At 69.4% G+C, this 12,750-nt stretch carries 11 protein-coding genes; 4 read left to right on the top strand and 7 right to left on the bottom strand.

Annotation, left to right across the window (positions count from 1 at the left end; all coding sequences use genetic code 11):
* Positions 1-70 precede the first annotated feature (70 nt).
* The 5 genes from BIU99_RS04340 to BIU99_RS04320 are packed head-to-tail and all read right to left on the bottom strand — an operon-like array spanning position 71 to position 6,342.
* Positions 71-1,006 carry a glycosyltransferase gene (locus BIU99_RS04340; RefSeq protein WP_071259745.1) on the bottom strand — a complete coding sequence of 312 codons (936 nt, stop codon included), beginning with the start codon at positions 1,004-1,006 and terminating at the stop codon, positions 71-73.
* Positions 1,003-2,421 (bottom strand): hypothetical protein, encoded by a 1,419-nt coding sequence (locus BIU99_RS04335; protein ID WP_071259743.1) that lies wholly within the window; start codon positions 2,419-2,421, stop codon positions 1,003-1,005. The genes BIU99_RS04340 and BIU99_RS04335 overlap by 4 nt, the downstream gene beginning before the upstream one ends.
* Positions 2,408-3,757: an oligosaccharide flippase family protein gene (locus BIU99_RS04330; protein WP_071259741.1), complete on the bottom strand. Its 1,350-nt coding sequence runs from the start codon at positions 3,755-3,757 to the stop codon at positions 2,408-2,410. Before BIU99_RS04330 ends, BIU99_RS04335 begins: the two co-directional genes overlap by 14 nt.
* Entirely contained in the window at positions 3,757-4,860 is a 1,104-nt protein-coding gene (locus tag BIU99_RS04325; protein WP_083397190.1) for a glycosyltransferase, read from the bottom strand. Before BIU99_RS04325 ends, BIU99_RS04330 begins: the two co-directional genes overlap by 1 nt.
* Before the next feature lie 39 nt (positions 4,861-4,899).
* Positions 4,900-6,342: a polysaccharide biosynthesis tyrosine autokinase gene (locus BIU99_RS04320; protein ID WP_071259739.1), complete on the bottom strand. Its 1,443-nt coding sequence runs from the start codon at positions 6,340-6,342 to the stop codon at positions 4,900-4,902.
* A gap of 251 nt (positions 6,343-6,593) precedes the next feature.
* Between BIU99_RS04320 and BIU99_RS04315 the strand changes: the two genes are divergently transcribed.
* From BIU99_RS04315 to BIU99_RS04300, 4 genes are all read left to right on the top strand, one after another.
* Positions 6,594-7,229 (top strand): hypothetical protein, encoded by a 636-nt coding sequence (locus tag BIU99_RS04315; RefSeq protein WP_071259737.1) that lies wholly within the window; start codon positions 6,594-6,596, stop codon positions 7,227-7,229.
* A gap of 161 nt (positions 7,230-7,390) precedes the next feature.
* Positions 7,391-8,542, top strand: a complete 1,152-nt coding sequence (locus tag BIU99_RS04310) for a DUF1972 domain-containing protein (RefSeq protein WP_071259734.1) — start codon at positions 7,391-7,393, stop codon at positions 8,540-8,542.
* On the top strand, positions 8,535-9,677 hold the full coding sequence (locus BIU99_RS04305) for a Gfo/Idh/MocA family protein (RefSeq protein ID WP_197977383.1): 1,143 nt from the start codon (positions 8,535-8,537) through the stop codon (positions 9,675-9,677). The genes BIU99_RS04310 and BIU99_RS04305 overlap by 8 nt, the downstream gene beginning before the upstream one ends.
* Positions 9,662-10,579: a hypothetical protein gene (locus BIU99_RS04300; RefSeq protein ID WP_071259731.1), complete on the top strand. Its 918-nt coding sequence runs from the start codon at positions 9,662-9,664 to the stop codon at positions 10,577-10,579. Before BIU99_RS04305 ends, BIU99_RS04300 begins: the two co-directional genes overlap by 16 nt.
* Before the next feature lie 95 nt (positions 10,580-10,674).
* Here BIU99_RS04300 and BIU99_RS04295 read toward each other — a convergent pair whose 3' ends face one another.
* The gene (locus BIU99_RS04295) at positions 10,675-11,886 is read right to left on the bottom strand and encodes a glycosyltransferase family 4 protein (protein ID WP_083397188.1); all 1,212 of its coding nucleotides are present in this window, start codon (positions 11,884-11,886) and stop codon (positions 10,675-10,677) included.
* The gene (locus tag BIU99_RS04290) at positions 11,883-12,677 is read right to left on the bottom strand and encodes a CDP-alcohol phosphatidyltransferase family protein (protein WP_071259728.1); all 795 of its coding nucleotides are present in this window, start codon (positions 12,675-12,677) and stop codon (positions 11,883-11,885) included. Before BIU99_RS04290 ends, BIU99_RS04295 begins: the two co-directional genes overlap by 4 nt.
* Positions 12,678-12,750 lie beyond the last annotated feature (73 nt).

The raw sequence follows: 12,750 nt of genomic DNA, 5'->3' as shown, positions 1-12,750 counted from the left end.
CGACGTGCGGGGAGGCGTCCACGCGCAGCGGCGACGCCGAGGCGATGGCCTGGCTGCGTGACCGCGTGCGTCAGCGTCCGCGCGCGGCGGCCTTCGAGAGCCGGAGCCCGTCGACGACCCCGCGGACGCCCGCACGGAGGGGGCTGCGGGTGCTGAGGAACTGCCGACGACCGCCCTGCAGGAGCACGGACCAGGCCACGGGGATGGTCGAGCGTCTCCAGGCCCGCACCTCGGCCGGCGAGAGATGTTCGGCCGCGTAGACGAGACGGTTCCGGATGTTGAAGTAGTAGTAGGTCGTCGACTTGGCACGCGCCGAGGCGGCGTCCGAGCGGTCGTGGGTGCCGCCCTCGTCGTGGACGGCGGTGGCCTCCTCGACGACGGCCAGCGAGCCGCCGACGGCGACGACGCGGTGCGACAGGTCGACATCCTCCCAGTAGAGGAAGTAGGCGTCGTGGAAGCCGCCGGTGCGCTCCCAGAGTTCCGTGCTGAGCATGAGGCAGGCACCGCTCAACCACGGCGCCACGGCTGCCCCGGGGTGGTCCTCGCGTCGTCTCCGCGATCGGATCGTCCCGTCGTGCAGATACAGGTCCACCCCGTCGAACCACAGGCTGCCGTCCGGTCGCTCGATCCGCGGAGCGAGCATCGTCATCGGCTGCTCGGCGCAACGATGCGAGAGCACGTCGAGCGCCTCGGGCGTGAGCGACGCGTCCGGGTTGAGGAGCAGCACCTGCTCGACGCCGAGTTCGATCGCCCGGGCGACACCGAGGTTCATGCCGGCGCCGAATCCGAGGTTGTCGTCGGGCAGGATGACGTCCCAGCGTTCCGCGTCGGCGAGCTGAGTGACGGCGTCGCGGGCTGCAGGGGAGGAGTAGTTGTCGACGACGACGGTCCGGAGGCCGGGTACGGCGCGGGTCAGAGTCGCGAGGTGCTGCTCGAGGAGTGCGGGGTCGCCGTAGTTCACGACGACGATGCCGATCCGCTCGGGTGAACGCACGGGTCCGGTCATGCTGCGTCCCCCCGACGGTGCTCGGACGCGAGGGTCGCCTGGTGTCGTCCCGCACCAGGGCCGTCGGTGCCGACCTTCAGGATGAGGGCGAGCCCCAGGAACAGGGTGAGCGTCGGGACGGAACTGTAGAGCGGACTGAAGAAAAGGTCCCAACAGGTCCGCACCCCCAGGAAGATGACGACGGCGCTCGCGTTGCGCCGTGCGATGCCGTGCCCGAGGCCGTAGATGGTGAGCCAGGCGATCAGCACGGCCAGGGCGAGCCCGATGAGGCCGAAGCGGACCCAGAGGTCGCCGATGGTGGAGTGGACCTCGAACCCGGTGCCGAACATGAAGCGTTCGACGTAACCGTTGTTCGGGTCGTACCCGATGGAGGCCATACCGGTCTTGGCGACCAGCACGTCGCTCAGAGAGGCGTAGGTGCCGCTCCCGTACCCCGCCGGCTGATGGAGGAAGAGGGCGGCGGTCGCGGCGAGCTCCGGTCGTCCGCCGAGCAGGATGGATCCCGACTGATCGAGCTGCGCGACGGTGCGACTCTGGGTCTCCGCGCCGAACACCCCGTCGAGGAGCAGGGCCTGGCCGACGTTGAACACGAACGCCGCGGCGATGCCGATCCCGATGATGACCCGTGCGGTCGACGCCTTGCGGCTCCTGCCGGCGGAGCGCATCTGCCAGGCGACGAGGCAGAGGGTCAGGAGCAGGATCGCGAACAGCGACCGCGAGTCGTTGAGGATCGACACGGCTGCGAGGGCGGCGACGACGGCGACCTCGATCCAGCGGCGGCGGGTCGCCAGGGCCAGTCCGAGCAGGATCACGGTCAGCGGGACCGAGTACTGGAACTTCCACACGTTCGTCATGTAGGCGGTACCGCCCGGGCCGGCGATGACGGCACGAACGAGCAGTCCGAGGCCGTAGAACACGATGATGTGCGACGGCGTCAAGACCGTCCGGGTCCAGACGATGCACGCGACCGACACGAGTGGGCCGAGGAGCACGATGGTCGCACCGATGGCGACGCCCTGGCCGGTCTGGTGGTCGTCGGCCATCGCAGCCGTGAGCCAGAGCCCCGACACCGCTGCAGCGACCCCGCCGAGGAGCAGGGGCACTCCGCCACGGTACCTCCGGAGCTCGCCCATCCAGAGGGGGAGCAGGATCAGGGCCACGCCGAAGCCCACGGTGAAGCCCTGGAAGACCTGGAGGCGAGCGCCGAGGAGCACGAGGAACACGATCGCGATGATGCGGTGGACCGTCGCCATGGTCGGATCGGCCGGCGGTCGCAGGACCGGGAGCGGTTCGAGCCGCTCGTCCGCGGGTGCTCCGACGGTGCCCCGCGATACGCGCCGCGGGCGGGCCGCACGCCACCGCGGGCTTGCGGTCCCCGTCGGGCCCGCCGTCGTCTTCGGGTCAGCGAGCGACATCGACGGGCTCCGCTTCCGTCGCGAGCCGGCGTCGCTTCGCGAGGTCGCGCTGGACGTACCAGAGGTTCGGGACGACCTGGCAGATCGCGACCGCGACCGCGGATCCGACGATGGGACCTGCGGCACCGAGGACGGGGATGAGCACCCAGGAGAGGCCGAGGTTGAGCGGCACCATGAACAGGATGGGGAGGACCTGGAACTGGAGCCCCTTCGCGTCCGTCATGTACATCCCGACCGGGTACTTCGCGGCCTGGAGGGCGACGAACACGACGTAGGAGACGAGGATCGGCCAACCGAGGGTGATCTCGCCGTCGGAGACGAACCCGGCGATCCACGGGGAGATCGCCGCGAGGACGACCGCGAGGGCGAGCCCGCCGCCGAGGAACCACAGCGTCGGGACGAGCGGCGACTCGACGCGCTTCGCGGACCGCGCCTTGGCATAGATCGGCCACAGGGCCAGCCCGGCCGCACCGATCGTCTGGATGACGAGCCCGAAGAGCTGCGTCGCGAGGTTGTACTGGGCGAGTTCCGGTCCGGTCGTCAGGTGGCTGAGCAGCAAGCGGTCGGTCTGCATGGCGATGGGCAAGGCGATCATCTGGACGACCATCGGCCAGGCGAGGGCGAACGCGGGGACGCCCGGAGCGCTGCGGAGCTTGGGCACCTCCTTCATCGCCTGCCAGACCTGCGGCCTGATCGAGCGCGCGGCGAGCACCAGGCAGACGGCGGCGACGACGCCGCTCGCCGCGTAGGAGAGGACGGCGACGAAGGAGCCGCCGTCGAACCCGGTGACGACGAAGAGCCACACGCCGAGGAAGATCGCCGGAGCGGCGATCGCCTGCGTCGCGACCTGGGTGCTTGTCTTACCGACTCCGATGAGGATGCGTTGACCGACGGTCATCGGCAGGACGAGTCCGAACGTCGCGAGGCAGAGGAACGCCGCGACGCTGCCGCCGTCGGGTGCGAGGCCGTTGCCGAGGATCGCCGGCCACAGGTCGAGGACGGTGATGAGGATGGCGACGAGCATGATGACGGCGCCCGACACGGTGAGGATCCGGAACGCCGTCACGATCGAACGCCGCACCTGCAGGTCGCGCTTCGGGTCGTCGGATCCGGCGATGGCGTTGATGACGACGGCGGCGATGCCGAGGTCGGCGAACGGCAGCAGGGCCGGCAGGCTCGTCAGCAGCCCGTACTGGGCGTAGGCGCCGGAGCCGAAGTGTTCGATGATCATCCGGCTCGTGAAGATGCCGAGGACGCCGGAGAGCCCCATCACGAAGATCTTCGCGACGGCCGTCTGGCTGACGGAGGCCCAGATGCCGCCCCTGCCGCGCGCCATCAGCGATCACCGCCGGCGTCACGGAACAGCCAGGTGTCGGCGGCGAGACGGCCGTCACGGGCGGGAAGGTCCGCGAGCACGTTCTCCGGGGTCCGGGTGCTGGCGAGCGTCGCGAGCAGGGCTTCGGCGAGCGCCACCGCGTCGTCCCCCGGCTCGATGACCCGGTGGCCGTGCTCGTCCAGCCAGCCCGCGACGCCGGTCTCGGTCGTGGTCACCACGAGGCAGCCGGCGGCGAGGCCCTCGACGATCGGCAGGCCGACCTGCTCGCGCCAGTCCGGACGTGGCTGAGAGGGCAGGACGAGTGTTCGGCTCGCGGCGAGGGTGTCGAAGATCACGGAGCGTGCCGGGTCGCGGTGGAAGGTGACGGACGGGTGGCGGTCGCTGAGCGCGGTCGCTGCGGGCTCGAGCTCGCCGGAGCCGAGGATGACGAGGGAGGCGCGCGGTTCGCGCTGGAGGACGGTTGACCAGGCTTCGACGAGCAGGGGGAAGCCCTTCCGCTCGACGAGGGCTCCGAGGAAGACGACCTGCAGGGGGTTCCGGACGATGTCGCTCCGCTCGGGCATGGGCGCGGGCAGGGCTTCGATGACCGTGGACTCGAGGTCGCGTCGCGCCGGCAGGACCCGGGCGTGCAGATCGCGGGCACCGGTCGTCCCGTAGACGATCCGGTCGAAACGACGCCACACCCGACCGGCGGCCCAACGCTGCGCCCGGAGTTTGACGCGCGACCGGAGGCGGGCGGGGCGGGCGGACATCGGGTCGAGGTTCTCGATGGCGTACGTCACCACGAGCGGCCGTGTTCCACGGAGGCGTGCGCGCAGGTCGAGGGCGATCAGGGTGCTCAGGGTGGCGATGGCGGTGGACAGTTGGAGCGGCTCGTTGACCTCGAGCGCGGTCACGCCGGAGCGGACGAGCAGCCGTGCTGCGGCCATCGGCTCGGCCTGGACGAGCTCGACGCCCGGGGCGACGCTCGGGTCGAAGTCGTAGCGGCGGCGACGGTAGACGATGCTCGCAGGCGCCAGTTCACGGGCCCGTTCGAGGTGCGCGGTGCGGACGACCTCGTACAGCCTGGCGCGGCGGTGGCTCAGGCGAGCGGGTGTTGGCATCGTTCCTCGGTCCCTTCGGGCGCGTCGTCGGGCAGCGGCTCAGCGGCCGGCCATGGACGGCGTGCGCGCCGCGTCGTTCGCGGCGGGGGTGGCCCCTCCCGCAGCGGGTGGGCCGAGTGGGACGGTGTCCGGAGCCGAGCGGTACGAGTTGTAGCGGTAGTAGGAACTCGTCTCGTCCTGCTTGAGGCCGTTGAGGACCAGCCCGATCGTGCGGGCGTTCGCGCCGTCGAGGGTCTCGAGCGCGCGGTGGAGCTGCTGGCGGCGGGTCGACTTGTAGCGGGAGACGACGATCGCACCGTCGGTCATGTGCGTGAGCCAGAGCGGGTCGGTGACCGGGATGATCGGCGCGGTGTCGATGATGACGAAGTCGTACGACTCCTTGGCGCGGTCCACCAGCTGGCGCATCGCGTCGGAGGCGAGGAGCTGGCTCGGGTTCGGCGGCACCCCGCCGGAGGCGAGGACGTCGAGGTTGCCGCGACCCCAGGACTGCACGGCCTCGTCGAGGGTGATGTCGCCCACGAGGACACTGGTCAAGCCGACCTCGCCTTCGATCTGGGTGTAGCCGGCGATCGAGGGGCGGCGGAGGTCCGCGTCGATGAGGAGGACGCGCGGCGCGCGTTCGGTCATCGCGAGGGCGAGACCGAGCGCGACGGTGCTCTTGCCCTCACCGGGGAGTGCTGAGGTGACGATGACGGAGGTGATCCGTTCGTCGACGTCGGCGAAACTGAGGTTCGTCGCGAGGCTCCGGAAGCCCTCGGCGATCATGCCGTTCGGGTTTCGCATCATGGCCTGCGTCGGCAGCTCGCCCTTCCGTGTGCGGGCGACCGTGGTGAGGACGGGGGTGTCGGAGACCTGCTGCAGCTCGCGCAGCGACCGGATCCTCGTGTCGAGGAGCTCCCGGCCGAACGCGTACAGGACGCCGATGAGCAGGCCGCCGAGTCCGCCTCCGGCGACGAGGAGTTTGGTGTTGGGCGCGAAGGCGAAGATGGGGAGCTTGGCCGGCGCGATGATCGTGAGCTGGACGGCCGGGCGGTCCTGATCGTCCCTCGGGGAGATGCCGTCCACCGCGGAGGACAGGGAGTTCGCCACGGCGGCGGCGATGCTCTGCGCCTGCTCGGCGCTCGTCGACACTGCGGAGATCTCGACGATCACCGTGTTGAGGGGCGCGTCGGCGGTGACCGCTTCCGCGAGGTCCTGGACGCTCATGTCGAGACCGAGCTCGTTGATGACCGGCTCGAGCACGATCGGGGAGGACGCGAGGACGGCGTAGGACTGCACGAGGTTCTGCACGTAGGTGGATCCCTGGACCAGTTCGGTCGTGGAGTTGCCGGCCTCGGTGGTCACGAACACGCTCGTCGTGGAACGGTACTGCGGTGCCATCGTCTGTGCGAAGACGTAGGCTCCGGTCGCGCCGACGAGTGCGAGCACCACGATGACGATCCACTGCTTGCGCAGCGTTGCGATGTAGTCGCCGAGATCCATCTGACTCCCCCTGGTTTGTTGACACCCAACACCTCAGCGTACCGACGATTTCCCGGTTTATCAGGGGAAAGACGCCCCCACTCAGGGGGGTACGGGCCGTTTGATGACCCCCAGTCCGAGGGTGTCCACCCCCGCGGATGACCCCCGTTCGACGGGGTTCAGGGCGGTCTCCTTCGGTGTCGGTCAAGGGGGTGTGGCGCTCACGCTACGATTGTCGGAATTCTTCCCCCGAGCGAAAACCGAAGGACGTCATGGCGCGGATCCTCGTAGTGTGCAGTGCCAACGTCTGTCGCTCCCCGCTCGCGGAACAGCTCCTCCAAGCCCGGTTCTCGACCATTCCCGGCTTCGACCGCCTCGTCTGCTCGAGCGCCGGCATCGAGGTCAGTCGCGGGCACGAGATGTGCGCTGACGCGGCCGCGATCCTCGGCCTGCCGGCGGAGGGGCCAAAGGCGTCAGCTCATCGTGCACGCCGCGTCACCAAGTCGATGATCGGTGGTGCGGGGCTCGTGCTGACCGCGAGCCGCGCCGAGCGCTCCGCCCTCGCCAAACTCTCTCCCGAGGCCCGTTCGAAGGTCTTCACCCTCCGCGAGGCGGCAGCGCTCGCCGAAGCGCCCGACCAGGCGATCGCCACCTGGCGACCCGGTGCCGGCACGACGGCCGATCAGCGTCTGTCCGACCTGGCGGCCCTGCTCAACGCCCGTCGAGGTCTCGCTCCTGCTCCGAAGCCGGAGCGCACCGGGCTGTTCGCGCGATTCGGGAGCGACGTCGACCCGCTCGACATCGCCGACGGACACAACCTCGGCAAGCGGGCGCACCGGGCGACCCTGCGGTCCGTCCAGCGCTCGGTCGAGCGGTTCGGCGCCGCTGTGGAAGCCCTCGCGCGGTAGCGGTTCGAGGGTCATCACTACCCCTGTCTTTGGGGGTACGCAGGGCGCGATTTTCCCGTTTTCCGACGAATGTTGGGCGGTAGGCTCTTCAGCATTCCAGCCGAGACACGCTCCGTGTCCGCGTCGCCCGAACGGCGCCTGGAGCGATGAGGAGAAGCTCGATGGGGGACAACGCTGCACGGCGTCAGGGGCAGCCGACGGTTCGGATCCTCGGCACGCACGGGATCCCGGCGGCCTACGGAGGGTTCGAGACGGCAGCCGAGAACATCGCCGTCTTCCTCCGGGATCAGGGCTGGCGCGTCATCGTGTACTGCCAGTCCGACGGCGACGGGCCGATCGTCGAGGACGACTGGCGCGGCATCGAACGCGTGACGATCCCCGTCGGTCCGGACGGGTGGAAGGGCACCTCGCTGTTCGACCTGAAGTCGATCGGACACGCCTCGCGGTTCGACGACGTCTGCCTCACGTTCGGCTACAACACCGCCGTCTTCAACGTCCTGCAGCGTCTCAAAGGCATCCCGAACGTCATCAACATGGACGGCATCGAATGGTCACGGGCGCGCTGGGGGTTCATGAAGCAGGCGATCCTCTACGTGAACGAACGCATCGCGTGCTGGGTCGGGAACACGCTCATCGCCGACCACCCCGAGATCGAGACCTACCTTGCGAAGAAGGCGAAGCGGTCGAAGCTCACGACGATCACCTACGGCGCACACCGTGTCGACTCGGCACCCGTCGCACCGCTGACGGCCCACGGGCTGACGCCGGGGGAGTACCTGACGCTGATCTGCCGCCCGATCCCGGAGAACACGATCCTGGAGCTCGTGCAGGCGTTCTCGGCCGAACGGCGTGGCGTCACCCTCGCCGTCTTCGGCACCTACACCCCGGAGACGGACCCGTACCACCGCGCCGTCGTCGACGCCGCGAGCGACGAGGTCGCGTTCGTCGGGTCGGTCTACGACCCCGACGAGCTCGCCGCCCTCCGATTCCACGCGCTCGGCTACCTCCACGGGCACACCGTGGGCGGCACGAACCCCTCGCTCGTCGAGGCGATGGCCGCCGGGAACGCCGTGATCGCCCACGACAACCCGTACAACCGATGGGTCGCCGGCGACGGCGCCCTCTACTTCACCACCGCCCGTGACGCCGCCGCACGGATCGGCGAGCTGCTCCAGAACCCCGCCCGCCGTGTCGCCCTGTCCTCCGCCGCGTCCGCGCGGCACGCCGAGGAGTTCACCTGGGAGCACGTCGCCGGCCAATACGAAACCGTCCTGCAGACCTATCTTGGAGGTGCACGTGTCGCACGTGTCTGAAACGAACGCCCCGGCCGCGGAAGTGCCCATCGAGACGGCCCGCGTGCGGGTCGGTGTGATCGGGCTCGGCAAGATGGGCCTCTCCCACCTCGCCATGATCAAGGCCCACCCGTGGGTGAGCGTCGACGCGGTCGTCGACTCGACCGGCTACATCCTCGACGTCCTCGGCAAGTACACCGGCCTCAAGACCTTCACCTCGGTGGACGAGATGCTGGCCGCGGTCGAGCTCGACGCGGTCATCATCGCGACCCCGACGAAGTTCCACGCACCCATGGTGAAGTCGGTGCTCGAGCGCGGTCTCCACATCTTCTGCGAGAAGCCGCTCAGCCTGAGCGCGGCCGACTCCGACGAGCTCGCGGCGCTCGCCGAGCGTCGCGGCGTCGTGACCCAGGTCGGGTACCACAACCGCTTCGTGGGTGCGTTCCGCGAGGTCAAGCGTCTGCTCGACCTCGGTGCCATCGGTCGCGTCACGCACATCCAGGCGGAGGCCTACGGTCCCGTCGTGCTGAAGTCGCGCGGCTCGACCTGGCGGAGCAACCGCAACGAGGGCGGTGGCTGCCTCTACGACTACGCCGCCCACCCCGTCGACCTCCTCACCTGGTACGCCGGCGAGCCGATCGGCGTCGGGGGCACGGTCCTCGGCAGCGTGTTCTCCGAGCACACCGAGGACGAGGTCTTCTCGACCCTCTTCTTCGACGCCGGCGTCAGCGCGCAGCTCTCCGTCAACTGGTCGGACGAGTCCTACCGCAAGATGACCACGCAGATCACCATCACCGGGACCGCCGGTCGGATCCACGCCGACCGCCAGGAATGCCAGGTCTACCTGCGCGACACCGCGCCCGAGATCGAGGGCTACGAGACCGGCTGGAACGTCAAGTACACCACCGAGCTCACCGACGAGGTCTGGTACTACCTGCGGGGCGAGGAGTACAGCGCACAGCTGGACCACTTCGTCACCCGGGTCGTCGAGGGCGCCGTGCTGGGGACGAACTCCTTCACCAGCGCGGCCGCCACCGACCACGTCCTCGAACTCCTCACCATCGACGCGGCGGCAGGCCCGTCCACCCGAGCCGCGACGGCCGCACCCGCTCCCGTCGCGAAGAAGAAAGGCCTCCTCCCATGGCGACGAGCGTAGAGACCCAGACCGGCGCGGCCGCGACAGCTGCCCCGAAGCTTCCCCGGCTCCTGTTCGGAGACAACCAGTTCTTCGGCGTCAACCACATGTCGGAGGAGAAGGCGCGCACCCAGGCCATGCGCTTCCAGGACACCGGCGCGATCATGGACGTGCTCGACGTCGCGTACGACGAGGGCATCACCTCGTTCATGTGCACCACACACGACCGGATCGCCGAGGTCGCGGAGCGGGTACGGCTCGACCCGACGCGGTACGCCGACTTCACGTTCCAACCGTGCATGCCGTACGCGCACAAGTACGCGGACGCCGTCACGGAGAACGGCATGCTCGGTGCGCTCAAGCGCTTCCTGCCTGAGGAGGGCCTGATGAACGCCGCCCTGCGTGGCGGCAAGGCGTTCGCCACGAAGGACGTCGAGGGCATCATCACGCTGCTCATCGACGCCGAGATGGCGATGTTCCGAGGCGTCGAGACGCCGGTGATCTGGCTGCAGAACGTCGTCGTCGACCTCCTGCTCGGTCTCGGGTTCAAGGACGCGTTCGCCATCTTCGACCACCACGTGCGCACGAAGTACCACGCGCAGCCCGGGTTCATCACGATGAACCTGCCCCTGCTGCTCGACGCCTTGGACGAGGCCGGCCTCGACAACCCGATCGTGTGCTCGAACATCAACAAGATCGGCTTCCGCATGTCGGGAGGGATCGAGGGCTACCAGCGGGTGCTCGAGGGCCGCCGATTCCGTGCCGTCGCGATGTCCGTCTACGCGTCCGGTGCGATCCCGCCGCGCGAGGCGATCGAATGGCTCTCCGAGCAGCCGAACATCGAGTCGATGGTGTTCGGCGCCTCCAGCCGGCAGAACATCCAGAGCACGCGACGCCTGGTCGACGAGTTCTTCGGGGTGTGATCCGGCACGAGTCCGGCTGACACGAGGAACGGCCCCTGGCATGCCAGGGGCCGTTCCTCGTGTGGTCGGTGCGTTGCCCGTCGGGGACCTCGCCGTCAGACGCGGACGCGACGGCCGGACTCGATCACCTGGATGATCTCTGATCGATAGCGCTCCGGGGAGAAGCGCTCCTGCGCCGAGCGGCGGGCCCGGTCGGCGATCCGTGCGCTCCGGTCCGGATCGTCGAGGAGCTCGGCGACCGCTGCGGCCATGGCCTCGGCGTCACCCGCCGGCACGAGCAGGCCGGTCGCGCCGTCCTCGATGCTCTCCAGGTGACCGAGCGCTGCTGATGCGACGACGGGTCGCAGCGCCAGCTGGGCCTCGACCACGGCGTTGCCGAAGGGTTCCCGGAGCGAGGGGGCGACGACGAGGTGCGCGCGCTCCAGCGCCGGCCAGATCGGCGAGACGTAGCCCGAGAAGGTGACCGCGCCCCGGAGGTCCGGTCGGTCGGCACGGTCCCGGAGCTGCTGCTCGAACCACTCGTACCCCTCGAACGGCGTACCCGCGATCTCGATCCGCACGTCGCGTCCGGCGCGGCGCAGGATCCCGACCGCGTCGAGCGCGATGTCGGGCCCCTTCCGCGGGGAGAGCCTGGCCACGATCGCGAGTCGATGCGGCTCGGAACCGATCGGCGCCGGCAGGGGATCGACATCCGGGCCTGCGACGCCGTTGAAGACGAGCCGGACCTTCCCGGCGAGTCCTGGAGCGGCCGTGGTGGTCGCCTCGACCGCTGCACGGCTGATGACGATGAGCGCGTCGGCGAGGATCAGGGGCGAGTTCAGGGCGAAGCGGACCAGTCTGCCGTCCGCGGTCTCCGCCTCGTGCACGTGGCAGACGACCGGTGTGCGCGTCAGGCGTGCGGCGAGGATCCACCACGGAAGCGTCACGGTGTTGACGTAGACCGCGGTCGGGGCGATCTCCTCGATGACCTTGCGCAGGAAGCGGACGGATCGCAGACCGTCCATCGCGAGCGAGGCGACGCCGCCCAGCGAGGCGTTGGCCCGACGCAGGACGGGGAAGGGGACGAACCGGACCTCCGCGCCGCGGCCGAGCAGCTTCGGGACCAGCTTGCCGTCGGCGGGGAGGGCGACGATCACCCGGTACCCGCGCTCGACGAAGGCGGTGATGCTTTCGAGCATCTGCAGGTCGGACCCGTAGACGTCACCCGACGGATTCGCGATGAGGACCGTCTGTCCGGCATCGGTGGCCGAGGTGTCGGCGAGCTCGTGAGCGTCCAGGGTGGTCTCCGATGCGTCGATGGCGGTCACCGGCCGAGCGCGACGGGCTGGCCGCCGGACGCGGTCCCGACCGAGCCGAGCCGCTCCATGTCACGGAACCACTTCACCGACGCGAGCAGCAGGTGGCCGGCGTTGGCGAGGAACATGAGGGTGTAGGCGGCGAAGAACACCTGCGGGGCACCCAGGAGCACGAAGATCAGGCAGAGGAAGCCGTAGTCGGTCGGGATGACGAGCAGCGAGCGCAGGATGGTGCTGTGGCCGTTCTCAGGAGCCGGGTCGGCACCGTAGACGCGCTTGAGCTGCTCGTTGAGGATGATCGCGAAGAACGCGACGGCCGCCACGACGCAGTAGCCGATGGGGATGAGCAACAGCGCAGGGGTCGGCAGCTCGAAGAACCGGAAGGCACTGATGAGGACGGCGAGGTGGAGGGACGAGATCTTCGTCGCATCGATGACGTGGTCGAGCCACTCACCGGACGGTGATCCGCCGCCGCGCAGTCGCGCGACCTGGCCGTCGGCCGAGTCGAAGGCGTACCCGATCGCGAGACAGAGCCACACGCCGACACCGAGACCGATGCTCGGCGGCAGGGTCGCGAGCATGATGATGCCGCTGAACGTGAAGACCGCACTGATCACGGTGACCATGTTCGGCGTGAGACCGAGCTGGTACGCCGCCGCGGCGAGGTAGCGACCCGCCTTGCGGTTGACGTAGATCGAGTACGCCGGAGCGCCTCGCGTCCGCTTCTTCTGTGCACCGGCGAGACGGGCGACGATGTCGGAGTACCGCTCGGCGACGTCGGGGTCTTCCGTGGGCTGAGTCATGGGGGCAGTTCGGGTCATGCCGGTCCTTGTGTTCTCATGTGGGCGCTGCAGGCGATCGCTGATTCGGGTGAGC

Source organism: Plantibacter sp. MMLR14_011, assembly GCF_001865025.1.
GTDB lineage: Bacteria > Actinomycetota > Actinomycetes > Actinomycetales > Microbacteriaceae > Plantibacter > Plantibacter flavus_A.
The sequence above is the reverse complement of the archived record's forward strand: the minus strand, read 5'-3'. Positions and strand labels throughout refer to the sequence as shown.